This is a genomic window from Mesorhizobium salmacidum (SeqCode), assembly GCF_037179605.1.
GTDB classification, from domain to species: domain Bacteria; phylum Pseudomonadota; class Alphaproteobacteria; order Rhizobiales; family Rhizobiaceae; genus Mesorhizobium; species Mesorhizobium salmacidum.
Genome location: NZ_JAPYKS010000007.1, coordinates 147,756 through 171,106 on the forward strand (window position 1 = coordinate 147,756; position 23,351 = coordinate 171,106).

General features: G+C 62.2%; 24 protein-coding genes. 13 read left to right on the plus strand and 11 right to left on the minus strand.

The window, feature by feature from the left end; genetic code table 11:
* The first annotated feature begins 193 nt into the window (after window positions 1–193).
* Together O7A60_RS11840 and bmt are read left to right on the plus strand one after the other, a co-directional pair.
* Window positions 194–1,051 (plus strand): helix-turn-helix domain-containing protein, encoded by an 858-nt coding sequence (locus O7A60_RS11840; RefSeq protein ID WP_140502648.1) that lies wholly within the window; start codon window positions 194–196, stop codon window positions 1,049–1,051.
* 129 nt (window positions 1,052–1,180) lie between these two features.
* Window positions 1,181–2,203: a betaine--homocysteine S-methyltransferase gene (gene bmt / locus O7A60_RS11845; RefSeq protein ID WP_337106547.1), complete on the plus strand. Its 1,023-nt coding sequence runs from the start codon at window positions 1,181–1,183 to the stop codon at window positions 2,201–2,203.
* Between the two features lie 17 nt (window positions 2,204–2,220).
* Here bmt and O7A60_RS11850 read toward each other — a convergent pair whose 3' ends face one another.
* The 7 genes from O7A60_RS11850 to O7A60_RS11880 all read right to left on the minus strand — a co-directional run bounded on the left by O7A60_RS11850 (window position 2,221) and on the right by O7A60_RS11880 (window position 10,207).
* Window positions 2,221–2,490: a hypothetical protein gene (locus O7A60_RS11850; RefSeq protein ID WP_337106418.1), complete on the minus strand. Its 270-nt coding sequence runs from the start codon at window positions 2,488–2,490 to the stop codon at window positions 2,221–2,223.
* 351 nt (window positions 2,491–2,841) lie between these two features.
* Entirely contained in the window at window positions 2,842–5,040 is a 2,199-nt protein-coding gene (locus tag O7A60_RS11855) for a YfbK domain-containing protein (protein ID WP_337106419.1), read from the minus strand.
* 2 nt (window positions 5,041–5,042) lie between these two features.
* Window positions 5,043–5,603 (minus strand): RNA polymerase sigma factor, encoded by a 561-nt coding sequence (locus O7A60_RS11860; RefSeq protein ID WP_337106420.1) that lies wholly within the window; start codon window positions 5,601–5,603, stop codon window positions 5,043–5,045.
* A 124-nt stretch (window positions 5,604–5,727) separates the two neighbouring features.
* A complete protein-coding gene (locus O7A60_RS11865; protein WP_337106422.1) occupies window positions 5,728–6,906 on the minus strand; it encodes a BaiN/RdsA family NAD(P)/FAD-dependent oxidoreductase in 1,179 nt (392 codons plus the stop codon).
* 105 nt (window positions 6,907–7,011) lie between these two features.
* The gene (locus tag O7A60_RS11870) at window positions 7,012–7,749 is read right to left on the minus strand and encodes a dienelactone hydrolase family protein (RefSeq protein ID WP_337106423.1); all 738 of its coding nucleotides are present in this window, start codon (window positions 7,747–7,749) and stop codon (window positions 7,012–7,014) included.
* Between the two features lie 105 nt (window positions 7,750–7,854).
* On the minus strand, window positions 7,855–8,526 hold the full coding sequence (locus O7A60_RS11875; protein ID WP_415926821.1) for a hypothetical protein: 672 nt from the start codon (window positions 8,524–8,526) through the stop codon (window positions 7,855–7,857).
* Window positions 8,527–8,632: 106 nt separating this feature from the next.
* Window positions 8,633–10,207 carry a trimethylamine methyltransferase family protein gene (locus O7A60_RS11880; protein ID WP_027145896.1) on the minus strand — a complete coding sequence of 525 codons (1,575 nt, stop codon included), beginning with the start codon at window positions 10,205–10,207 and terminating at the stop codon, window positions 8,633–8,635.
* Between the two features lie 288 nt (window positions 10,208–10,495).
* On the opposite strand from O7A60_RS11880, the gene O7A60_RS11885 reads away from it, so the two are divergent.
* Window positions 10,496–11,194, plus strand: a complete 699-nt coding sequence (locus O7A60_RS11885) for a corrinoid protein (RefSeq protein WP_140502640.1) — start codon at window positions 10,496–10,498, stop codon at window positions 11,192–11,194.
* Window positions 11,195–11,276: 82 nt separating this feature from the next.
* Here the strand turns inward: O7A60_RS11885 and O7A60_RS11890 are convergent, their stop codons facing one another.
* Window positions 11,277–11,414 (minus strand): entericidin A/B family lipoprotein, encoded by a 138-nt coding sequence (locus O7A60_RS11890; RefSeq protein WP_140758252.1) that lies wholly within the window; start codon window positions 11,412–11,414, stop codon window positions 11,277–11,279.
* Window positions 11,415–11,469: 55 nt separating this feature from the next.
* Between O7A60_RS11890 and O7A60_RS11895 the strand changes: the two genes are divergently transcribed.
* Complete coding sequence (locus O7A60_RS11895; protein ID WP_337106426.1) at window positions 11,470–12,099, plus strand: DUF1638 domain-containing protein; 630 nt, start codon at window positions 11,470–11,472, stop codon at window positions 12,097–12,099.
* Between the two features lie 4 nt (window positions 12,100–12,103).
* Here the strand turns inward: O7A60_RS11895 and O7A60_RS11900 are convergent, their stop codons facing one another.
* Complete coding sequence (locus O7A60_RS11900; RefSeq protein WP_337106427.1) at window positions 12,104–13,033, minus strand: NAD-dependent epimerase/dehydratase family protein; 930 nt, start codon at window positions 13,031–13,033, stop codon at window positions 12,104–12,106.
* 100 nt (window positions 13,034–13,133) lie between these two features.
* Here O7A60_RS11900 and O7A60_RS11905 point away from each other — a divergent pair, with 100 nt between their 5' ends.
* The 6 genes from O7A60_RS11905 to O7A60_RS11930 all read left to right on the plus strand — a co-directional run bounded on the left by O7A60_RS11905 (window position 13,134) and on the right by O7A60_RS11930 (window position 19,236).
* Window positions 13,134–13,709 carry a DUF4893 domain-containing protein gene (locus O7A60_RS11905; RefSeq protein ID WP_337106428.1) on the plus strand — a complete coding sequence of 192 codons (576 nt, stop codon included), beginning with the start codon at window positions 13,134–13,136 and terminating at the stop codon, window positions 13,707–13,709.
* A 410-nt stretch (window positions 13,710–14,119) separates the two neighbouring features.
* Window positions 14,120–14,422, plus strand: a complete 303-nt coding sequence (locus O7A60_RS11910) for a virulence factor (RefSeq protein ID WP_337106429.1) — start codon at window positions 14,120–14,122, stop codon at window positions 14,420–14,422.
* Window positions 14,415–15,011, plus strand: a complete 597-nt coding sequence (locus O7A60_RS11915; RefSeq protein WP_337106430.1) for a methylenetetrahydrofolate reductase C-terminal domain-containing protein — start codon at window positions 14,415–14,417, stop codon at window positions 15,009–15,011. Before O7A60_RS11910 ends, O7A60_RS11915 begins: the two co-directional genes overlap by 8 nt.
* Window positions 15,008–16,099 carry a methylenetetrahydrofolate reductase gene (locus tag O7A60_RS11920; RefSeq protein WP_027145889.1) on the plus strand — a complete coding sequence of 364 codons (1,092 nt, stop codon included), beginning with the start codon at window positions 15,008–15,010 and terminating at the stop codon, window positions 16,097–16,099. Before O7A60_RS11915 ends, O7A60_RS11920 begins: the two co-directional genes overlap by 4 nt.
* A gap of 82 nt (window positions 16,100–16,181) precedes the next feature.
* Window positions 16,182–17,156, plus strand: coding sequence for a methyltetrahydrofolate cobalamin methyltransferase (locus O7A60_RS11925; protein WP_027145888.1), 975 nt, complete (start codon window positions 16,182–16,184; stop codon window positions 17,154–17,156).
* Window positions 17,107–19,236: an ASKHA domain-containing protein gene (locus O7A60_RS11930; RefSeq protein WP_140502636.1), complete on the plus strand. Its 2,130-nt coding sequence runs from the start codon at window positions 17,107–17,109 to the stop codon at window positions 19,234–19,236. The genes O7A60_RS11925 and O7A60_RS11930 overlap by 50 nt, the downstream gene beginning before the upstream one ends.
* Before the next feature lie 29 nt (window positions 19,237–19,265).
* Here the strand turns inward: O7A60_RS11930 and O7A60_RS11935 are convergent, their stop codons facing one another.
* A complete protein-coding gene (locus tag O7A60_RS11935) occupies window positions 19,266–20,306 on the minus strand; it encodes an acyltransferase family protein (protein WP_337106431.1) in 1,041 nt (346 codons plus the stop codon).
* A gap of 316 nt (window positions 20,307–20,622) precedes the next feature.
* On the opposite strand from O7A60_RS11935, the gene O7A60_RS11940 reads away from it, so the two are divergent.
* Both O7A60_RS11940 and O7A60_RS11945 read left to right on the plus strand, forming a co-directional pair.
* Window positions 20,623–20,808 (plus strand): hypothetical protein, encoded by a 186-nt coding sequence (locus O7A60_RS11940; RefSeq protein ID WP_027145886.1) that lies wholly within the window; start codon window positions 20,623–20,625, stop codon window positions 20,806–20,808.
* A gap of 216 nt (window positions 20,809–21,024) precedes the next feature.
* Window positions 21,025–21,978: an alpha/beta hydrolase gene (locus O7A60_RS11945; RefSeq protein ID WP_337106432.1), complete on the plus strand. Its 954-nt coding sequence runs from the start codon at window positions 21,025–21,027 to the stop codon at window positions 21,976–21,978.
* Here O7A60_RS11945 and O7A60_RS11950 read toward each other — a convergent pair whose 3' ends face one another.
* Window positions 21,979–22,878 (minus strand): LysR substrate-binding domain-containing protein, encoded by a 900-nt coding sequence (locus O7A60_RS11950; RefSeq protein WP_015317416.1) that lies wholly within the window; start codon window positions 22,876–22,878, stop codon window positions 21,979–21,981.
* Between the two features lie 218 nt (window positions 22,879–23,096).
* Between O7A60_RS11950 and O7A60_RS11955 the strand changes: the two genes are divergently transcribed.
* Window positions 23,097–23,282, plus strand: coding sequence for a hypothetical protein (locus O7A60_RS11955; protein WP_337106433.1), 186 nt, complete (start codon window positions 23,097–23,099; stop codon window positions 23,280–23,282).
* The last annotated feature ends 69 nt before the right edge of the window (window positions 23,283–23,351 follow it).

The window sequence follows — 23,351 nt, forward strand, 5'->3', positions numbered from 1 at the left end:
CTGGTTCCTGACAGCATTGTGTCAGGAGAAGTGATCCCACTCAACGCGACAAAGTGCACAAAATGTTGCGATTGCGCATTTTTGACCGCATATATTGCACATTGTAAACAGACTTAGGGATTCGTTTACGCCTCAAGCGCCTATTCACTTGGCTTGAGCGCAAATTTTTCCTCCAGAAGACAGGAGCAAAGGCATGGACAAGCGCGATCTGTCGACGATCTTCCGGGAGCGTCTGAAGCTCCTCCTGACAAGGTCCGACCTCAACCAGTCGGCTTTCGCGTCAGCAGTCGGCATCGATCGGTCGGCGCTGTCGCAACTGATGTCGGGCGCCTCGACGCGCCTGCCGCGCGCTGAAACGCTGCTCAACATCGCCGCCGAATTCAAGGTGTCGCTGGATTGGCTGCTTGGCCTCAGCCAGGACGAAGGCGTGACCGGCGAAATCCGCGAAAGCCTCGAGATCGAGGAAGCGCCCGACGGCTTCGACCGCACGCTGCTGGCAAAATGGTTCGCTGAAGCGGCCGGCACCAAGATCCGTTATGTGCCGGCCGGCATTCCCGATCTCCTGCGCACTCGCGCGCTCGTCGACTACGAGGCCAACATCACCAATAGGAGTCGCCTGGCGCAGGCCAGCGAGACGCAATACCGCATCGAATACAACCGGCGTCCGGAAACCGACATGGAAGTCTGCATGCCGCGCCACACGCTGGAGATTTTCGCCCGCGGCCTCGGTGTGTGGGACCGTTTCCCGGCGGCAGACCGCCAGCAGCAACTTGCCCATATGGCGACGCTGCTCGACGACCTCTATCCGACCTTCCGCCTGTTCCTCTACGACGGCCGCATGCGCTATTCCATCCCGCTCACTATCTTCGGCCCCTATCGCGCTGCCATCTATGTCGGAGACATGTATGTGGTGCTGAACGCCACCCAGCCGGTCCAGGCCCTGACCCGACACTTCGACAATCTGATCCGCGCCGCCGACATCAACCCGCACGAAGCGGCCGCTTTCGCACGCAATCTGGCCGGTATGTCGTTCGCAGCAGGCACTGTCTGAGCGCGCTGGATACCGCGGGATCGTCAGATCCGCCTCTATGCCTGCCATTCCGACGTCGCAATTTGATTGACTAGACATAAAGATTTCTTTATATCTTTATTCGAATTCCAGGACATGAAAGCCAATCCGATGACGATGCCCAATCCGATCGATGCGCTGCTGGCGGAAAAGGGTGTGCTGCTGGCCGATGGCGCCACGGGCACCAATTTATTCGCCATGGGTCTGGAGGCCGGTGAGGCGCCGGAACTGCTGAACGAAACCGCGCCCGACACCATCACCCGCCTGCACCAGAATTTTGTCGACGCCGGCGCCGACATCATCCTGACCAACTCCTTCGGCGGCACCCGCCACCGGCTGAAGCTGCACCATGCGCAGGATCGCGTGCATGCGCTGAACAAGCGGGCGGCCGAGATTGCGCGGGCCGTTGCCGACAAGGCCGGCCGCAAGGTGATCGTCGCCGGCTCGGTCGGCCCGACCGGCGAATTGCTGGTGCCGCTTGGCGCCATGACCTATGACGAGGCGGTCGACGCCTTCGCCGAGCAGATCGAGGGTCTCAAGGAAGGTGGCGCCGAAGTCGCCTGGATCGAGACCATGTCCGCTCCCGACGAGATCCGCGCCGCCGCCGAAGCCGCCATCCGCGTCGGCCTGCCCTACACCTATACCGGCTCCTTCGACACCGCCGGCCGCACCATGATGGGCCTGCTGCCGAAGGATATCCACGACGTCGCCGATGGCCTGTCGCAAGCCCCGCTCGGCGTTGGCGCCAATTGCGGAGTCGGTGCCTCCGACATTCTGGCCTCGCTGCTCGACATGACCGAGGCGAAGCCCGAGGCGACCGTCATCGTCAAGGGCAATTGCGGCATCCCTGAATTCCGTGGCACCGAGATCCATTATTCCGGCACGCCGGAATTGATGGCTGACTATGTCCGGCTCGCCGTGGATGGCGGAGCCAAGATCATCGGCGGCTGCTGCGGCACCTCGTTTCAGCATCTTGCCGCGATGCGCAAGGCACTCGACGCCCACACCAAAGCGGCTCGTCCGACGGTCGAAAAAATCGTCGAGCGCATCGGCCCGATGCGCAACAAGGTGGCGACGGCAAACACGGCCGAGACCAGCGAAGCCCGCCGCGAGCGGCGGCGCACCCGCGCCTGACGCGATTTCTTTTGCGGTTATTCGCTGTTGTCGGCGTAGCTCGACTGCGCCGACCTGAAATCGACGACATTGTCGCAGCGCATTGTTGCAAGCGCACCCGATGCGCCGGGATCGGCAATCTGCTCCAGCATGGCGCCGAAGCGGTCGTTGGTCAGTGCCGACATGGCGGTGTGACGGGCCTGCGCGACATCATCGCTGATGCGTCTGGATTCGGCTGACGGGGCTGATGAAACCGCCGAAGCATCCCGTGCCGGCGGAGTAGAGTTGGCGATGGTTCTGATCTGCAATTCGGGCCCCCTCAAGCCTTGGACATGACCGGTGTAGCGAGAGGAAATTGCGATCCGGTACCGGAAATGCAGCGCAATTTAACGATCCGGCGCGCTGCCCTAGGATCTGTTGGGATTCAGGTCAGGCCGAGCCGAAAACAGTGACTTTCGAGAACCGGAGCGGAGCGTACTCAAGTACGTGAGCACCGGAAGCGCAGGAAGACACTGTTTGCAGGCCGGCATCACCTGAATATCGACAGATCCGAAAAGAGACCGGCAAGGGAAAGTATCCCTCGCCGGCCTGCCTCACCCGCCCGTGGGCCGGTTATCAGAACGATCCCATCATCTGAAAGAAACCGGCCGTCATCGCCACTACCGGTTGCCGCCCAGCGCCGAGGCAAGGCGCACAAGCGAAAGGAACTCGGACCTATACCCAAACGGGTCGGCTCCTCGGGCGGCAGTGGCAATCTCCATGATCTTGTCGTAGCCGAACTTCGCGGTCGCATCCTCGTCGCGCAGCTTCTGGCCGAAGGCCGCCACCGCGACGGAGAAACGCTGGTCGGTGCTCGCCTGGTCGAAGGACGCCACCTCGTTGGCCGAGGTCACCGGCGTGGTGATCAGCTTCGAGACGTCCTCGTTCGGCAGCTTGTAGCGGATCTTGACGAAGGCATATTCGTCCGCATTGGCAACGCCGCCATTGTTCACCATGGCCTGGCCATAGCGTAGCGGATCGATCTGCTCGCCACCACCGCCCTTGGGCGTGATCTCATAAATCGCGGTGACCGAATGGCCCGAGCCGATATCGCCGGCATCGACGCGGTCATTGTTGAAATCCTCGCGGTTGAGCGCCCGGGTCTCGTAGCCGATCAGTCGATATTCGGAGACCTTGTCCGGGTTGAACTCGACCTGGATCTTCACATCCTTCGCGATGGTGAACAACGTCGAGGAAGCATCCTCGACCAGCACCTTCTCGGCCTCGGCCAGCGTGTCGATATAGGCGGCGGTGCCGTTGCCGTTCTGGGCAATGGTCTGCATCATCTCATCGTTCAGATTGCCGCGGCCGAAGCCGAACACCGACAGGAACACGCCGGTCTTGCGCTCGCTCTCGATCAGCCGCTTCAGGTCGTCGTCATCGGTCTGGCCGACATTGAAGTCGCCGTCGGTGGCAAGCATCACCCGGTTGACGCCGTCCTTGATGAAGGACTGCTGAGCAAGCTTATAGGCTTCCTTGATGCCGGCCTCACCTGCCGTCGAGCCACCGGGCCGCAGATTGTCGATGGCATTGAGGATCTTGTCCTTCTCGGCAATCTTTGTCGGCATCAGCACGGTGCCGGCGTCACCCGCATAGGTGACGATCGAGATGGTGTCGTCGGCCTTGAGCTTGCTGACCAGCAGCCGGAATGCCGACTTGAGCAGCGGCAGCTTGTCCGGTTCGTCCATCGAGCCCGACACGTCGATCAGGAAGACCAAATTGGCCTTCGGCTGCTCGGTCGGCTTGATGTCGAAACCCTTGATGGCGACATGCATCAGCTTGGTGTGCGTGTTCCACGGCGTCGGCATCACGCTGACTGTCGAGTTGAACGGCGTCGATGCCGAGTCCGGCCCCTTCCAGTCATAGGGGAAGTAATTGATCATCTCCTCGACGCGGACCGTATCGGCCTGCGGCAGGTATCCCTGCTTCAGCGAGCCGCGCACGAAGGAATAGGAAGCGGTGTCGACATCGATCGAGAAGGTCGAAACCGGGTCTTCCAATGCGGCGTGCACCGGATTGGTCTTGAAATCCTGGACGCGATCGCGGTTTTCCTCCTGCGGCGCGATCTGGTCGGCCGGGATGGCCGCCGGCTGCTGCGGGGCCACAAGCTTGGACTCAGCTCCCTGGACGCGACTGGCCCGCGCGGCATTGGGCGCGCTTGGCATGAGACCGGCAATCTCACCGCTGGGTGCAGGGGCCGGCCTGGAGGCTGGCAAAGTCCCATACTCCATCTCCTTGCCGCTGTAGGTCTTCAGGTCAAGCCTCGACGATACAGTGGGGCTCACCGGCGCGTTCGGTTGTGCTGCGCCGCCGGCGGCAGTCGATTCGGATTTCGGCGGCGCGGCCGACGCAAGGGCGTCGCTGGCATCGCGATCTTCCACATCCGCGCTGACCTTCTTGTCCTTCGCCGGCGCGGTGGTCACGGTCGGCTCGTTGATGGCCTGATCTCCCGGTGCCTGCTTGGCCAATGGCTTCAGCGTCGCCGGCTTGCCGGCCAGCGTCTCGGTGATCTTCTCGTCGCCGCCGAACGGCGACGGCTGTTCCCTCAGCAAATGGAAGGTGGCGTATCCGGCGATCGGCAGGGCGACGAGCCCGGCAATGGCCGGCGTGGCAATGAGTTTCTTTTGCATGATCTCGCTCCAGAGCTTTTGTGCTCGCTCTGTGAGACGAAGGCCGCCGACCGATCCTTGGGTGACGGCGGAAATATTCTGCTGGTCATAGGCGCGCAGGGCGGCCTCGAAGGCGCGCGCCTTCGCGCTCTCGCCGGGCGCCGGTATTGCTGCGTCGCGCAGCTTTCTGAGTTCGTTGTCGTCGACCATGGTCACACTTCCCCGGCTGAACGCATCACTGTCTTCAGCCGTTTCTTCGCTTCATGGATGTGCCAGGAAACCGTCATCTCCGAGATCGCCATCGCCTCGGCGGCGGCCGCGTGGCTCAGACCTTCGCCATAGACAAGCATCACGGCATCGCGCTGCTTGTCGGGCAATTGCCGCACCGCCGCCCACAGCGCCTCGGCAGGGTCTTCGCTCTCGGCCAGGGCCTCGCCCGAAATCAGTGCATGGACGCCATAGGCCTCGGTCTTGACCGTCTCGCGCGCGGTCTTGCGGATCATGTCGCGCGCGGCGTTCATCGTCATGGTATAGAGCCATGTCGTGAACGCGCCGCCGCCGCGATAATCGCGGATCGCCTTGCCGAGCCGGACGCAGACTTCCTGGGCGATGTCCTCGGCATCCGCCTTCCTGCCGCACCAGCGATAGGCAGCGCGATAGACGAAGTCGTAGTGGCGCTCCAGCAATTTGCCGAACGCCCCCCGGTCCCCGCCCTTCGCTCGGCCGATCAGTTCGGCGTCGGAGGCTTCGCTCTCATCCAGCATCATCGCCATCATTTGCCTGTTGGACGAAGGCTAATGGCTAATCCTTGGGGTGATGGAAAGATTCTTTTTGGAATTGGGACCTTTGCAGCTGGGGGCGGATTGAGATTCAGGTCAGGCCGGCCTCACCTGAATGTCAACATGCCTGGCCCGCCACCCAGCCCGACGACCACGCCCATTGGAAATTATAGCCGCCGAGCCAGCCGGTGACGTCGACGACTTCGCCGATGAAGAACAGACCGGGTATCGATTTCGCCTGCATCGTCTTCTGGTCGAGGCCGTTGGTGTCTACCCCGCCGAGCGTCACTTCGGCCGTCCGGTAGCCTTCCGAACCGGCTGGCTTGATGCGCCAGTCGTTGACCGCGGCCTCGACGGTTTTGATCTGGACCTCTGAAAGATCGGCAAGATTGCCGTCGAGCCCGGTTCGCTCGGCTATCGCCTGGGCCAGCCGTTTCGGCAAATGATTTGCCAGCACGGTCTGCACCGCTTGCCGGCCATTGTCACGTTTGGCGGCGCGGACGAACTCAGCCACATCCACGCCCGGCAGCATGGCGATGCGGATTTCATCACCCTCGCGCCAATAGGAGGAGATTTGCAGGATGGAGGGCCCGCTGACACCGCGATGCGTGAACAGCATCGCCTCGGAAAACCGCGTCTTGCCGCAGGCAATCTCGGCGTCGACGGCGTTTCCGGCCAGGGGCGAAAGTCGCTCAAGCGTTTTTGCATCGAAGGTCAGCGGCACCAGGGCAGGTCGTGTTTCGACGATGGCAAGGCCAAACCGTTCGGCAAGCTCGTAGCCGAAGCCCGTCGCGCCCATCTTGGGGATCGACTTGCCACCACAGGCCATAACCAGGGACTGGCAAGAGACCGCGCCGGTGGAAAGGGCGAGTTCGAACCCTTGCTCGGTTTTGCCGACCGTCTCAACGCGGGTCGACAATACCAGCTCGGCCCCCCTGCCACGCATTTCCGAGACCAGCATGTCGATGATCTGCCGCGCGGAGCCGTCACAAAACAGCTGTCCCAGTGTCTTCTCGTGATAGGCAATGCCGTGGCGTTCGACGAGCGCAATGAAGTCGCGTTGCGTATAGCGGCTGAGCGCCGAGATGCAGAAATGCGGATTCCTCGAGATAAAATTCTTCGGGCTCGTATGGATGTTGGTGAAATTGCACCGGCCGCCGCCGGAGATACGGATCTTTTCGCCAGGTGCCGCCGCATGATCGAGGATCAGCACGGAACGGCCGCGCTTGGCGGCCTCCACGGCGCACATCATTCCGGCGGCGCCGGCGCCGATGATCACGACATCATAGGATTGCATCAGGCTGATCGTTCCCGCATGACCCCGCGCCGCACTAGCCGGGCGAGCCGCTCATTCGGCCTTGATACCTCCAATGTGCCGCGCGGCCAACAGGGTGGCGAAGGCTCAGACCAGCGTTTCTGCGAACAATTCAGTCAATCGCTTCCAATGCCGCTCGGCGCCGGCTGCATTGAAGACGCCATGGTCGGACACGCACCAGCCATGTGCCATGCCGACATAATTCTCGATCAAATGGTCGACTTCAGCATTCCGCAGTGCCTCTTCCAGCCGCGTCGACTGCTCCGGCGGAAAGCTCCGGTCGACGCCCGCCATACCGACATAGACGCGCGCCTTGATGGAGGCCGCCTTGCGGTGCGGGCTGTCGGCGGCATCGCTGGCGAGATTGCCGCCATGGAAACTGGCGGCGGCCTTGATCGTATCTGGATAGGTCGCAGCGGCGTTGAGCGCCCGCGCTCCGCCCATGCAATAACCGACGGTGCCGATCGGCCCGGTGACGCCTTCGGCGGACATTGCCTCGAGAAACGCGCCGCTGTCGCTGATGGTCATCTCCTGCGTCGTGCCGGTGACCAGCGCCATCAGCGCTGTCTTGGTCTTTTCCACGGTGAAGGCGGTCTTGGCGTCGAACGGACCGTAAGGCGCATTGCGATAGAAGAGGTCCGGCACCAGCACCGCATAGCCCTCGCCCGCCAGCCGTTCCGCCATTTGGTCAAGCGCCGGCCGTGGACCGAAAGCGTCCTGATAGAGGATGATGCCGGCTTTGGCTGGAGAGACCTTGGCCGAGCGGAACAGGCCAGCCTTCGCCACGCCGTCACGGGTCTTGATCTGAAGGTCCTGCTTCGCCATTGCCTGCTCCGTTGATCAGATGCGCGATACATATCCGCGCAAGCGGCCACGGCAAGGCGGTTGCCTGAACCCGCCAGTCAACATTTCGTGGGACCGCGTGACGCGCTAAAGACCAGCGAACGCAGCCATATGGAAGGCCTGAACCTCTGCCGGATAGCGGTAGCTTGTGCCATAGGGGCAGGCATTGCGGTCAAGGCAACCGCCAGTGCGGCACGGCCCGCCATTCGCCCCGCGCACATGCGCCAGGCAGGGCTGGTAGGCGAATCCTTCCGTGGAATAGGCATCGATCGGACAGGATTTCAGACAGGGTTTCTCGACACATGCGTCGCAGAGGTGGATCGCCTCGCACGGCTCCGGAAGCGCTATCTCCTCCTCGAACAGCAACGCACCGCGATAGGCATGCCAAAGCCCGTATTGCGGATGCATGAGGATGCCGAGCGGCGACGGCTTCAGCCCCTCCGCCCGAACAGCCCATTGCTGGAACGGCAGGTAAGGCTTGTCCGACGGCGAAACGGCGCGCGCGCCAAACTTTTCTGCCACAGCGCCAATCACCTGCCGCGACCAGTTGTCGAGCGGATTGGCGATCGCCTGCGGCTGCTCTTCCCGCCAGCGCAGGAAATGCGGCCAGGGCGCGGCACTCGCTTGCCCCACCAGCAGGACGGACTTTGCCGGCGCGCCCGAGACGCCATGAGGGGCACCGTCGTGATGGGGGAAAAGAAAGCCGCCACGCAGGATGAGGCCGTTGGCGCCAAGCGCGGCCGTGATCTCCCCGATCATGCCGCGCACGCAATCATCCCTTCTTGTCCGGATCGGAGAAGGCGCTCCGCCAGACTTCCTTGTGGATGATGTTGGCGACTTTAGCCCCGCCTGACTCGGGCTCCTTTCAGGTGAAGGCGTCGGGCATCGACCCCTTCTTCTTGGCGATGAAGTCCTTCAGGGCTTCGTCAATGCCTTCATCAAGGTGCGGCGCCTCGTAAGACTCCAGCCAGCGCCGCGCCAGATCGTTGGCGCGCTGCGGCGCGGTCTTCTGACCCTCGGCCAGCCACTGCTCATAGGAGTTGTTATCGGCGATCGACGAGCGGTAGAAGGCGGTCTGGAAATTGGCCTGGGTGTGGTCGCAACCGAGATAATGGCTGCCCGGACCGACCTGGCGGATGGCGTCCATCGCTTGGCCGTTTTCCGAAAGATCGACGCCTTCGGAGAATTTTTGGGTCATGCCGAGCTGGTCGATATCCATCATGAATTTTTCGTAGCAGGACGCCAGGCCGCCTTCGAGCCAGCCGGCCGAATGCAGCACGAAATTGGTGCCGGCGAGAATGGTCGAGTTCAGCGTGTTGGCGCTCTCATAGGCTGCCTGTGCATCCGGCACTTTCGAGGCGCAGAGCGAGCCGCCGGTGCGGAACGGCAAGCCGAGACGGCGTGCGAGTTGTGCCGCGCCATAGGAGACCAGCGACGGCTCCGGAGTGCCGAAGGTCGGCGCGCCCGACTGCATGGAGATCGAAGAGGCGAAGGTGCCGAACAGCACCGGCGCGCCTGGCCGGATCAGCTGCGTGAACGATGCGCCGGCCAGCACTTCGGCCAGCACCTGCGTCAGCGTGCCGGCGACCGTCACCGGGCTCATCGCGCCGGCCAGGATGAACGGCGTGACGATGCAGGCCTGGTTATGACGCGAATAGACCTTCAGGGCGCCAAGCATGGTCTCGTCGAACACCATCGGCGAGTTGGCGTTGATCAGGCTGGTCAGCACCGTGTTGTTCTCGACGAAGTCGTCGCCGAAGACGAGCTTGGCCATCGCCACCGTGTCCTCGGCGCGCTCCGGCGCGGTCACCGAACCCATGAACGGCTTGTCGGAATATTTGATGTGAGCGTAGACCATGTCGAGATGGCGCTTGTTGACCGGCACGTCGACCGGCTCGCACACCGTGCCGCCCGAATGGTGGATCGACGGCGCCATATAGGCGAGCTTCACGAAATTCTGGAAATCCTCGATCGTCGCATAGCGCCTGACGCCGTCGAGATCGCGCACGAAGGGCGGACCATAGACCGGCGCGAAGACGGTCGCATTGCCGCCGATCTGCACCGAGCGTTCTGAATTGCGGGCATGCTGGGTGTAAATGGAGGGCGCGGTCTTCAAGAGCGAACGGCAGAGCCCCTTGGGAAAATGCACGCGCTCGCCCTTGACGTCGGCGCCGGCCTCTTTCCACAACTGCAACGCTTCCGCGTCATCGCGGAAAATAATGCCGATCTCTTCCAGCACCGTGTCGGTATTCTTCTCGATCAGCGCCAGGCCTTCCTCGTTCAGCACCTCGTAGACGTTGATCTTGCGCTTGATGTAGGTGAGCTGTGTGCCGGGGCCGCCGCCGGAACGCGCCGCGCGCCTTGCCGCCGCTCCGCCGCTGGCGCCGCGCCCACGCCGCGCGTTTGACGCTTCCTGGTCGACTGCCGCGTGTTCGCTCATGATCGCTCTTCCCTGAATATGGCCTGCCTGACTATGGCCGGTCCGTAACCGTTGCGGCCGCATGGCGCGGCTTTCGCCGGATCGTAGCCAAGCACCCTATTCGAAACGGCCCGTCCGCGCCAACGCCTGTCGCAAAATCGACAAGAAATCCGATAGATTTTCCAGTCGCTTTCCTTTTGCGGGAAGTCGCAAATCAGCTATGGATACCCGCCCGTTGCGGGTTAGGTATGAACGCCATTATTTTGTGCCTTGCGACACAGTCGCGATGCCGTGAGGAGCTGGATTAAAATGTCCGACGACGAGATCATCCTTTCCGAACTTTCCGACGACGAGTTGGTGCAGCAGATGCACGACGATCTCTATGACGGTCTGAAGGAAGAAATCGAGGAAGGCACGCGCATCCTGCTCGATCGCGGCTGGGTCCCCTACAAGGTGCTGACCGAGGCGCTGGTCGAGGGCATGCGTATCGTCGGCGAGGATTTTCGCGACGGCATCCTGTTCGTTCCCGAGGTGCTGTTGTCGGCCAATGCGATGAAGGCCGGCATGTTCATCCTGCGCCCTCTGCTCGCCGCCACCGGCGCGCCGAAACAGGGCAAGATGGTGATCGGCACCGTCAAGGGCGACATCCACGACATCGGCAAGAACCTCGTCGGTATGATGATGGAGGGTGCTGGCTTCGACGTCATCGACCTCGGCATCAACAACGCGGTCGAGAAGTATCTCGATGCGATCGAGCAGCACCAGCCCGACATCATCGGCATGTCGGCGCTGCTCACCACCACCATGCCCTATATGAAGGTCGTCATCGACACGATGAAGGAAAAGGGCATTCGCGACGACTATGTCGTGCTGGTTGGCGGCGCGCCGCTCAACGAGGAATTCGGCAAGGCCGTCGGCGCCGACGCCTATTGCCGCGACGCCGCGGTGGCGGTCGAGACCGCGAAGGACTTTATGAAGCGCAAGCACAACGTGCGTGCTTCGGCCTGATCCAAGGCATCAGGACGACGAAAAAGAAGCCGCGCCTTGCAGCGCGGCTTTTTTGTTCCCAGATGAAGGAGGTGGCTGCCGATCAATTGGCGACAGTGTCTTTGACCGCCCTCGCCGTCGATTTGACATCCTTGCCGACACCCCGAATGGTGTTGGCGCAGGCCGTGAGTGCAAGCGCGCAGGCAAGGATAACCATCGGCGCTACCCGTAGCAGTTTCATGGACGGTGTCTCCCTCGACAGATAAATTAACCCCGCAGCGAAAAGCCGGCTCGACTTGGTTAAGACAAAAAAAACGAAACCGAATCAGACAGACAGGCTGCTCGTCATCGCCTGCGGGATGATTGCGCGCGAGGTGTTGGCCGTCAAGGAACGGCTCGGGCTGGATCACCTCGAATTGACGTGTTTGCCGGCGGAATTTCACTTCTATCCCGACCGCATCGCGCCGGCCATGGACAAGGCGATCGAGAGGGCCAAGGCGGAAGGTTACAAGCAGATCTTCGTCGGCTATGCCGATTGCGGCACTGGCGGCCTGCTTGACCGCGTGTTGGAGAAGCATGGCGTCGAGCGCATGGCCGGCCCGCATTGCTTCGCCTTCTATCAAGGCATGGAGGCCTACGACAAGGTCGGCGACGACGACATGATGTCATTCTACATGACGGACTTCCTGTGCCGTCAATTCGATGCCTTCTTCATGAAGCCGCTCGGCCTGGACAAGCACCCGGAGCTGATCAAGGACTATTTCGGCAACTACCAGAAGCTGATCTATCTCGCGCAGACCGATGATCCGGAGCTCGACAAGGTCGCGGAAAAGGCCGCTGCCCTGCTTGGCCTTGCCTATGAGCGCCGCTCCACCGGTTTTGGCGACCTGACGCCAGGCCTGGCGCGGGCGGCCGCGAACGCCTGACGGCTCAGGTCCCGTCTTCGGCCGCCAGCGCCGCCAGCGCCGCCAGCACATCGGCAAAACTTGTCTTGCAGGCAAAGCCCAGCCTGTCCCTCGCCCGTGACGCGTCATAGACCCGGTCGATCGAGGAAAACATCGTCCAGCCTTTGCGCGCATAAAGTGCCGGAAATTCGGGAAAATAACGCGCCACGACCGATGGAGCGTCCGCGATCAAATCCGCGCAATCTCCGGGCTGGAACGGCGTTGGCGCACAGACGATGAAGATGTCGAAGCCGAGCTCCGGTGCCTTCTCCAATGCCGCGACATGCGCCTGCGCCGCGTCGTCCACCGTCAGCCGCCGAAACAGCAGTTCGTTCGCCTTGGTGTTGGCGTCCGACTGCTCGATCGCATGCGCCATGTCGTCGGGCTCGGGGAAGAAACGTGCCGTGCGCAGCACCACCACCGGCAGCCCGTGCCGGAGGTGGTAGAGACGGCAGAGATGCTCGGCGGAGAGCTTGGTCACCCCATAGATGTTGCGCGGCTCGGGCGACATCGCCTCCGTCAGCCATGCCGCCTTGCGTGCACCACCCTTGAAGCCGTCGCGTATCGCCTGCGAGATCATCAGCGAGGTCGTTGACGTGAAGACGAAGCGTTGCACATTGGCCGCCACCGCCGCGTCGAGCAGGTTTAGCGTGCCTTGCACATTGGCCGCGATGAAATCGCTGTTGGCGTGGCTTTCTATGTTGGGCTTGTGCAGCGCACCGCTGTGAATGATGGCCTCTATCCGGTTTTCCCCGACGGCACGCATGACGAGATCGCGGTCGGCAATCGAACCGACGATCCGCGTTTCGGCCGATGGAAGGGGATCGATCCCGATCACCTCATGTCCAATCCCGCGCAGGAGCGGCGCCAACGCGCTTCCCAGCCAACCCGACGACCCCGTGAGCAAGATTCGCATTCGTCACACCATGAATTTCGACCGTGACGCTGTTAAGCACGGATGACAGGCGCCAGCGACCCGGTAAGTTATGCCCCAGACAAAAACAGGGAATCCTTTGATGAACCTCCGCCCCTTGCTTGCCGTTGTCGGCCTGCTCTGCTGCACTTTGCCCGCCCTTGCCGACGGTCAGGTGCAGAAACTGATCACCGCCGCCGACAAGGCGCGGCTCGACAAATATGGCGATACCCGCAAGGCGGCGCTCGCCGAGGCAAAGGCGGGCAAACCCGCCGAGCTCAAGCAACTCGACACGCTGCTGGGCAAGCCGCTGGTCGCCTTCTCCGACAAGGATCTCACTGGCAATTGGCGGTGCCGCACGATCAAGGTCGGCGGACCGAGCCCGCTCGTCATCTATGGCTGGTTCAAATGCAGGGTCACCGATGATGGCTCCGGTTGGCGGCTGGAAAAGATCAGCGGTTCGCAACGCACCCAGGGCCGCTTCTTCGACGACGGCGACAAGCGCTCGATCTATCTTGGCTCCGGCTCCGTCAACGACGACCGGGCAAAGCCCTATGGCAGCGGTCCGCAAACCGACCAGGTCGGTTACGCCTTCCGCAACAGCGCCAAGGAATGGCGCATCGAATTCCCCGCCCCCTACTACGAATCGAAGCTCGACATCATGGAGTTCAAGCGCTGACCGGCGTCTTTGTGCCCTGGCAAGGCTTCCGGCATACCAAGGATTACGCCGCCTGCCCTAAGGTCCGGCCACATCAGCCGGTCCTTGGAGCACGGCAAGATCAATGGCGGCGTCGCGACGTTCGATCCAGGGCTGGCATAGAAACAATGGTACCACCCGACGATCTGGTTCTACGTCTGGACAGGGCTGAGAACCGGCATCTGGTAACGCATCCAGCGTCGGGAACAGCGCAAACTTCGCCGCCATTCCTGCTGCATTGACCCCGTCGCGACATGGGTCGCAAACGAATAAACCCGCCTTTCATTTTACGACATCCAAATGCGTCGCTTTTGAATGCGCGCGCGTCGTCCCATAACAAGCAGCCTTACGACGCTTGCGGCAATGCTCGGAATATCGAGGAGCGAGAATTCATGGCCGATCTTATCGTCGTCTACTGGCGCGACATCCCTGCCCAGGTCATCGTTAGGAAAGGCCGGCAGAACGCCAAGCGCGAATTGCCGTTGCGCTTCACCGAGGCGATCGACATGTGTGCCATGCGCACCGGCGCCGGTGGCACCGACGACTATCTCGCCGAATGGCGCAAGGCCGAACCGGTTCCGGTCGGTGACGATCTCGAAGCCGAGGTCGAAAAAGCATTCCACGAGCTCGACACGAAATACGACCGCGAGCGGCTGGTCTCTCTGGTCAAGGCGGGCGGAAAAGAAAATGTCTGACGAGAACCCGGCGGTTACCCAGGCCACGCTGGTCAAGAAGGCCGCGCCGAAATCCGACTACAAGCCAGCCGACGTGTCGCCGCAGCGCCGCGTACAGCGCTCGTTCGCGGTGAGACTATGGTCTGTTCGGCACTCGCGATTGCTCGAATGGTTTTATGCCCGTTTTGCCGACACGTTCCTGCTGCTGCATCCCTTGTGGAAGGGCATCGGCTACGGCCGTGTCGAGGCTCCAATCAAATTCGTTGAAAAGCGCGTCAAGGGCTTCATGTTCGACTGCCGCATGTGCGGCCAGTGCATCCTGTCCTCGACCGGCATGTCGTGCCCGATGAATTGCCCCAAGCAGTTGCGCAACGGCCCCTGCGGCGGCGTACGCGCCAACGGCAATTGCGAGGTCGAGCCCGATATGCCCTGCGTCTGGGTCAAGGCCTGGGAAGGTTCGCAGAACATGGTCAACTCCGACAGGATTCTCATCGTGCAGAAGCCGGTAGACCAGTCGTTGCGCGAAACTTCGGCCTGGCTGCGAGTGACTGCGCAGGCCGCGGCAGCCCGTGAAGCCGCCGCTGCCGCGAAGACCGGAGCCTCCGCATGATCGGCCGCCAGCTCGATGAAAATCCGGCCGGCATTCATTTGCCGCTCGATCCCCTGCCCGGCCACACCTCGCGCGGCCGGCTGGAGCGCGTGCTCAGGCGCGGCGAATTCGCGGTGACCACCGAGCTCAACCCACCCGACAGCGCCGACCCCGAGGATGTCTACAACAGGGCGAAGATATTCGACGGCTGGGTCGATGCCATCAACGCGGTCGATGCGTCCGGCGCCAATTGCCATATGTCCTCGGTCGGTATTTGTGCACTGCTGACCCGCATGGGCTACGCCCCAATCATGCAGATCGCCTGCCGCGACAAGAACCGTATCGCCATCCAGGGCGATGTGCTGGGCGGTGCCGCAATGGGCGTCGCCAACATGCTGTGCCTGACCGGCGACGGCGTGCAGGCCGGCGACCAGCCGGGCGCCAAGCCGGTGTTCGATCTCGATTCCATGTCGCTGCTGGAGACCTGCCGCATCATGCGTGACAACGGCAAGTTTCTGTCCGGCCGCAAGCTGACGACGCCCCCGCAGCTGTTCCTGGGCGCTGCCGTCAATCCGTTCGCGCCGCCCTTCGACTTTCGCCCGATCCATCTCGGCAAGAAGATCGCCGCCGGCGCGCAGTTCGTGCAGACGCAGTACTGCTTCGACGTGCCGATGTTCAAGACCTTCATGCAGAAGGCCCGCGATCTCGGCCATACCGAAAAGGTGTTCATCCTGTGCGGGGTCGGCCCCTTGGCCTCGGCCAAGACGGCAAAATGGATCCGCTCCAACGTGCCCGGCATCCATATCCCTGACGCCATCATCAAGCGGCTGGAAGGCGCCCAGGACCAGAAGAAGGAAGGCAAGCAGCTCTGCACCGACATCATCAACGAGGTGAAGGAAATTCCCGGCGTCTCTGGCATCCACGTGATGGCCTATCGCCAGGAGGAATATGTCGCCGAGATCGTCGATGAATCGGGTGTGCTGAAGGGCCGCCAGCCATGGAAGCGTGAGATCCGCCGCGACGACCAGATGGTCGCCGACCGGCTGGACCACATCCTGCACGACGAGATTACCGAAACCCAGGTGGATATGGTGAAGACCGCGCATTGACCCGCGCGGAACGACCACCATTCGCTTGATCGACAAGAGATAACGATATAAAGAACTCTTTATATCACGACGGAGAGATTTCATGACCCGGACCATCGTTGCCTCGGCGACACGAGAAATCATCATCGGCTTCGACCAGCCCTTCTGCGTGATCGGCGAACGCATCAACCCGACCGGCCGCAAGAAGCTCGCCGCCGAGATGGTGGTCGGCAATTTCGAGACCGTCATCAAGGACGCGCTGGAGCAGGCCGCCTGCGGCGCCACCATGCTCGACGTCAATGCCGGCGTCACTTCGGTCAACCCGAACGAAACCGAACCTGGTCTTTTGGTGCAGACGCTGGAAATCGTCCAGGGCCTGGTCGACCTGCCGCTGTCGATCGACAGTTCCGTCAGCGCCGCGATCGAGGCCGCGCTGAAGGTCGCCAAGGGCCGGCCGCTGGTCAACTCCGTCACCGGCGAGGAGGAAAAACTCGAAGCCATCCTGCCGCTGGTCAAAAAATACAACGTGCCCGTCGTCGCCATCTCCAACGACGAAACCGGCATTTCGATGGACCCGGACGTGCGCTTCGCCGTCGCCAAGAAGATCGTGCAGCGCTGCGCCGATTTCGGCATCCCGGCGCACGACGTCGTCGTCGACCCGCTGGTCATGCCGATCGGGGCGCTTGGCGATGCCGGCCGCCAGGTGTTCGCGCTGCTGCGCCGCCTGCGCGAAGAGCTCAAGGTCAACACCACGTGCGGCCTGTCGAATATCTCGTTCGGCCTGCCGCACCGCCACGGCATCAACGCCGCCTTCATCCCGATGGTGATCGGCGCCGGCATGACTTCGGCGATCATGAACCCGGTGCGGCCGCAGGAAATGGAAGCCGTGCGCGGCGCCAACGTGCTGAACGGCACCGACGAGAACTGCACCAAATGGATCAAGACCTACAAGGATTACAAGCCGGCCGAAGGCGGCCACGCGGTGGCGGCGCCGACAGCGGTCAATGCACCGGGCGAAGGCGGCGGCAATGGCAGCCGCCGGCGCGGCGGTCGTGAAGCCCGGATGGGCCGGGGATAAGCGCGCAATCGTGAATTCACCTGCAAACATTACCGATCCACTCGTGCTGTTCATGCCGTCAGGCAAGCGCGGGCGGTTCCCTGTCGGCACGCCGGTGCTCGACGCCGCGCGCCAGCTCGGCGTCTATGTCGAGAGCGTGTGCGGCGGACGCGCCACTTGCGGGCGCTGCCAGATCGAGGTGCAGGAAGGCAATTTCGCCAAGCACAAGATCACCTCCTCAAACGACCACATCTCGCCCAAAGGTCCCAAGGAAGAGCGCTACGAACGCGTGCGCGGCCTGCCCGAAAGGCGCCGCCTCTCCTGCTCGGCGCAGATCCTCGGCGACCTCGTCATCGACGTGCCGCAGGACACCGTCATCAACGCGCAGACCATCCGCAAGGATGCCGACACCAGGGTGATCGCCCGCGATACGGCGATCCGTATGTGCTATGTCGAGATCGAAGAGCCCGACATGCACAATCCATCAGGTGATCTCGACCGGCTCAAGATCGCGCTGATGAAGGACTGGGGTTTTAAGAACCTCGAATTCGACTTTTATCTGCTGCCGCAGGTGCAAGGCATATTGCGCAAGGGCAACTGGACCGCCACCGCTGCCATCCACAAGGATGCCGACAGTGACATCGCGCGCGTCATCGCGCTGTGGCCGGGCCTCAAGAACGAGGCTTATGGGCTGGCCTGCGACATCGGCTCGACCACCATCGCCATGCATCTGGTATCGCTGCTGTCGGGCCGCGTCGCCGCCTCGTCCGGGACGTCGAACCCGCAGATCCGCTTTGGCGAGGATCTGATGAGCCGCGTCTCCTATGTGATGATGAACCCGGATGGCCGCGAGGGCATGACGGTGGCCGTGCGCGAGGCGATCTCCGGCCTCGTCGACAAGGTCTGCGCGGAAGGCAATGTCCAGCGCAACGACATCCTGGATTCCGTCTTCGTCGGCAATCCGATCATGCATCACCTGTTCCTCGGCATCGATCCGACCGAACTCGGCGGAGCCCCCTTCGCGCTTGCCGTCTCGGGCGCCGTGCGCATCAAGGCATCCGATATCGGGCTGAAGCTCAACCAGGGTGCGCGCCTCTATATGCTGCCTTGCATTGCCGGCCATGTCGGCGCCGATGCGGCGGCGGTGACGCTGTCGGAAGGTCCGCATCGCCAGGACGAGATGATGTTGATCGTCGATGTCGGCACCAATGCCGAGATCGTACTCGGCAATCGCGCGCGTGTCGTGGCTGCCTCTTCGCCCACCGGTCCGGCCTTCGAAGGTGCCGAAATCTCCGGTGGCCAGCGGGCCGCGCCCGGCGCCATCGAGCGCGTGCGCATCGATCCCGACACACTGGAGCCGAAATACCGCGTCATCGGCTCGGAATTGTGGTCCGACGAACCGGGCTTCCTCGACAGCGTGCAGGCGACCGGCGTCACCGGCATCTGCGGCTCCGGCATCATCGAGATCGTCGCCGAAATGTATCTCGCCGGCATCATCTCGGAGGATGGTGTCGTCGACGGTTCGCTGGCCGCGCGCTCGCCGCGCGTCGTCGCCAACGGCCGCACCTTCTCCTACGTGCTGAAGGAAGGCGAACCCAAGATCACCATCACCCAGACCGACGTGCGCGCCATCCAGCTTGCCAAGGCGGCGCTCTATGCCGGCACCAAGCTGTTGATGGAAAAGCAGAACACCGAGCATGTCGACCGCATCCATTTCGCCGGTGCCTTCGGCTCCTTCATCGATCCGAAATACGCCATGGTGCTCGGCCTTATCCCCGATTGCGATCTCGACAAGGTCTCGGCCGTCGGCAACGCCGCCGGCGCCGGTGCCCGTATGGCGCTGCTCAATCGCGGCTATCGTCGCGAGATCGAGGAGACGGTGAGCCAGATCGAGAAGATCGAGACCGCGCTGGAGCCGAAATTCCAGGAGCATTTCGTCTATGCCATGGCGCTGCCCAACAAGGTCGACCCGTTCCCGAAACTGTCGGCGGCGGTGAAACTGCCGCCACGCAAGACGGTGAGCGAGGATGGCATCGCCGGAGATTCGGCACCGCGAAGGCGCTCGCGCGAAGGCCACGCCGCACGGCGCAGCCGCGACTGACAAACCGCTTCAGGCCATTGCGATCGGATTCATGTGTCTGCGGCCTGGGTAAGCGGGGTCTCTTTTCCGCGCTTGATGCCTTTGGGGCGTGAGGGGTGCAGCGCCCGGATGAGCGGCTTTTCAACGACCAGATAAAGCATCGCCGAGAACACCAGGCTGAGAACGACGATCAGCGCCGGCTGCAATGCCGGCAGCACGCCGAGCCGCAAGGTGATGCCCGTCACCGCGACGGCCACCAGGGCGTGCCAAAGATAGATCGAATAGGAGGCTTCGCCGAGGAAACTGAACAAGGCCACGGGCCTGAACGGCCGAGCGCGTTCGGCAAAGACCGCGCCCGCCACGATCAGCATGGCCGGGATGCCCCAGCGCAATACGCGCGGCATATCGGCGTCGACCAACGGGATGACGGCGAGCAGAAGAAACCCACCACCAAGCAGCGTCAGGGCCAGCCCAAACGAGAGCCGAACGTCCTGGAGCCACAGGCGTGCGAGAATGACGCCGGCAGCGAATTCGAGCACGATTGGGCTGGTGAAGGAACGCGCATATCCCTCGGGCAAGACAAAATGCAGCGCGACGATGATGGTGAGACTGCCGACGAGCACGCCCAGACGCCATCGTTCGCCCAGAAAAAGAGTCAAGGCGAAAACGAGATAGAACATCATCTCGTAGCTCAGCGTCCAACCCTGGAGGACGACGGGATGCAATGCGCCGTCTTGCAGAAGCGGCAAGAAGAACAGCGAGCGGCCGAGGCTCAGCGGGCTGAGCAACTGATCGTAAAAAAACTGTGGCTTGATCAGCATGGCTGCGGCAGTCATGAAGGTGACGATCCAGTAGAGCGGCACGATGCGGGTGATCCGGCGGCCGATGAAGCCCACTGGATCCGCCGGGCGGCTCGCCGTCGTCACCCACATGATGAAACCGCTGATCACAAAGAAGACGTCGACCCCGGCGGCACCGACAGAGAACGGGCCGTCGAACTGCTCGCTGACGTGGAAGCAGACCACAGCACTCGCAGCTAGCGCCCGCAGATACTGAATGCTGTGGATACTCGGCACGATGACCCCAGTCATGGTTTCCGCGTTGTGCTGCAACGCACACTTCTGCTGCTGCGCTGCACAATTACAGGCAGTTGCGGGGCGACTTGTCAACTATTTTCTATTCGAGTCGCAGCGCACCACCGCCCGAGGACGTCCGATTTATCGGGACCTGAAAACGACTTCGGCGCCTCGAAAACTCATTTGTATGCAATGTTTCCAGATTAGGCCGATCTGGAAACGAACGCGCTATTTTCGCGAAATCCATCCGATACATGGCAGGCGCATTTACCCCGCATCGAACGGCGGCCGAGAAGTCCTTGGCCACCGCCGTTCTTCAAGGGAGATGAAAATGTCGATGTTCGAAAATCTCGGCCGCTTCGGTGTGACCATCAGGCAAGCTCATGCCAGGAATAAGGCGATCCGCGCGCTGAACAGCTTGCCGGCGCATGTCCGGAAGGACATCGGATGGCCGGCATCGCCGCCGAATGATCCGCAGGCCACGCTCGCCTCGCTGCTTCTGGGTAGGACGCGCTGATGACCTTCACCGACAAATGCAAATTGCTCGGCTTCCGCCGGGGACCGCGTACGTCCCCGACGGCCAACAACCGGCTGCGCGCGGCACTTCTGCCGCGCCACTGATCACACCAGCGTGTGGACAAGGCGCTGATCTTGACATCTTTGGCCAGGGCACGATCTTCAAGAATGAAGGGGAATTCTCTTAGTCGGCTGCCGCCGAAGTCCGTGTATCCGCATGCCAAGTTTGAAAAGCCACGTCGTGTCCTTCGTGCTCAGGCACAGCCGCAAGCAGGCCTTTTCCAGCCCGGAAAACCTGCAGCGCTGGATAGCGGCCGCGCGCAAGACCGAGGATCACCGTCCGCCGGCCTTGCTGCAGCAGCGTTACGATATCCAGACGCGCAGCGTGGACGGGTTTCCGGTCTACGACATCGCGCCCAGGGCCGGAGAGCACAAGCAGATACTCTACCTGCATGGCGGCGCCTATGTCTTTGAGATCACGCCTTATCACTGGTATCTGATCGCCGACATGGCCGACCGGCTGGGCTACGGCATCACCGTGCCGATCTATCCCATCGCGCCCGAGCACAACTTCCACGCCATGTTCGGCATGGTCGGCGCTGTCTATCGCCGGATGCTCGAGGAGACAGAGGCGGAAGACATCATCTTCATGGGCGATTCCGCCGGCGGCAACATGGCCGTGGTGCTGACCATGATGGCGGCGGAAGAGGGTTTGTCCGTACCCTCGCGTCATGTGCTGATTTCACCCGGGCTCGACGTCTCGCTCGCAAACCCCGAAGTATTCGAGGCGGAGCGGAACGATCCATGGTTGGGCATTGCCGGTGGGCGAGAGGCAATCCGGCTCTATAGTGCCGGTATGGATCCGACCGACTGGCGCATCAGCCCGGTCTATGGCGATCTGTCGGTATTGCCGAAGACATTGCTCCTGACGGGCTCCCGCGATCTTCTCACGCCCGACAATCTGATCTTTGCACAAAAAGCCCGCACCGCCGGTGTCGAGGTGGAGTTGGTTTACGAGGAAGGCATGTTCCACGTCTGGCCGCTGATTGACATGCCGGAAGCGCGGCGCGCGCGCCAACACATCGTTGCTTTCCTGAACGAAAGCCCTTCGCCGATCGCCGCTTCCGCAGAGGCGGCGGAGCAGCGCCTTCGGTCCGAGTATCCCGGATGATCAGAACTTGCCGGTTTCCCTAAACACTTCGAAAGTCGCGCGGATGTGGTCGGCGACGGCCTTGACCGGTGCGCTGGCGTCCGGCGCCACCACCATGGCAAGATTGTAAGTGCCGATATCGGGCATGCCGTCCTTCGGGCAGAGTTCGACCATGTCGTTGCCGAGGAACGATCGCGGCAGCGGCGCGACCGCAAGGTCTGCCATGATCGCGGCTCGCTGGCCTGCGGTATGGGCGCTCATGTAAGCGACGCGATAGTTGCGGCCCTCGCGGCCCAATGCCTCGAGCGCACCGGCCCGCCAGGCACAGCCTTCTTCCCACAATGAGACCGGCAGCGGTTCGCGTAGATGCGCGCAGCCGCCCTTGGCGCCGGCCCACACGATCGGCTCGGTCAAAAGCACCTCGGCGCCAAGCGCGCTGGTCTTGTAGGAGTTCGTCAACAGCGTGATGTCGAGCGCGCGGTCGTCCATGCGCCGGCGCAGATTGCTGCTCTGGTCGATGGTGACGTCGACGGCGATCGAGGGATGCGACTGCGCGAAACGCTTCAGCACATGCGGCAGCACGCGCTCGCCATAATCATCCGGGGAGCCGAGCCGCACCACGCCGACAATATCGGGGATAATGAACTTCGACACCACCTCGCGGTTGATCGACAACAGCCGCCGGGCATAGCCGAGCAGCATTTCGCCGTCCGTGGTCAGCGTCACCGAACGTGCATCGCGCGCGAACACCGAGCGGCCGAGAATGTCCTCCAGCTTCTTGATCTGCATGGAGACGGCCGACGGCGTGCGGAAAACGGCATTGGCCGCGGTGGTGAAGCTGCCTGTCTCGGCAATCGCCACGAAAGTGCGCAAAACGTCGAGGTCGAGCAGCGGCAGCGGGTGATTGAGTGGGGCGTTCATGACGATCTGCCTTCAATTTTTCTGATACAAAGCATCATTCCATTTCGTTTGATTGAACATCAGATCAGGAGCATAGTCAACTCCATCGAAGCAGCATGCCGCCAAAAGCGGCACGAAACGACCACGACGCAGACCTGCATTCGACATGTAATGAAGCTGAAACAGACCTGACGTAATGCATTGCCGGCGCCTCCCGCGCCGCAGCAAAGGAGATCGAAATGTCTATCCTGTCGTCCCTCGGCCGCATCGCGACCGAATTCAACGCCGCCCGCGCCCGCTACCAGACCGAACGCGCCATCCGTTCCCTGCCGATCGAGTTGCAGAAGGATATCGGCTGGCCGGAAGCTTCCGACACCAAGACCGGTATTCGCAATGGCGTCGGAACCTGGGCTGGAGCAAAGTAGATCGTGTGTACCCCGTGCTGAAGGCCTGCCGCGCAACCCGCCCGGCAGGCCTTCTCTATTTTATTTGTA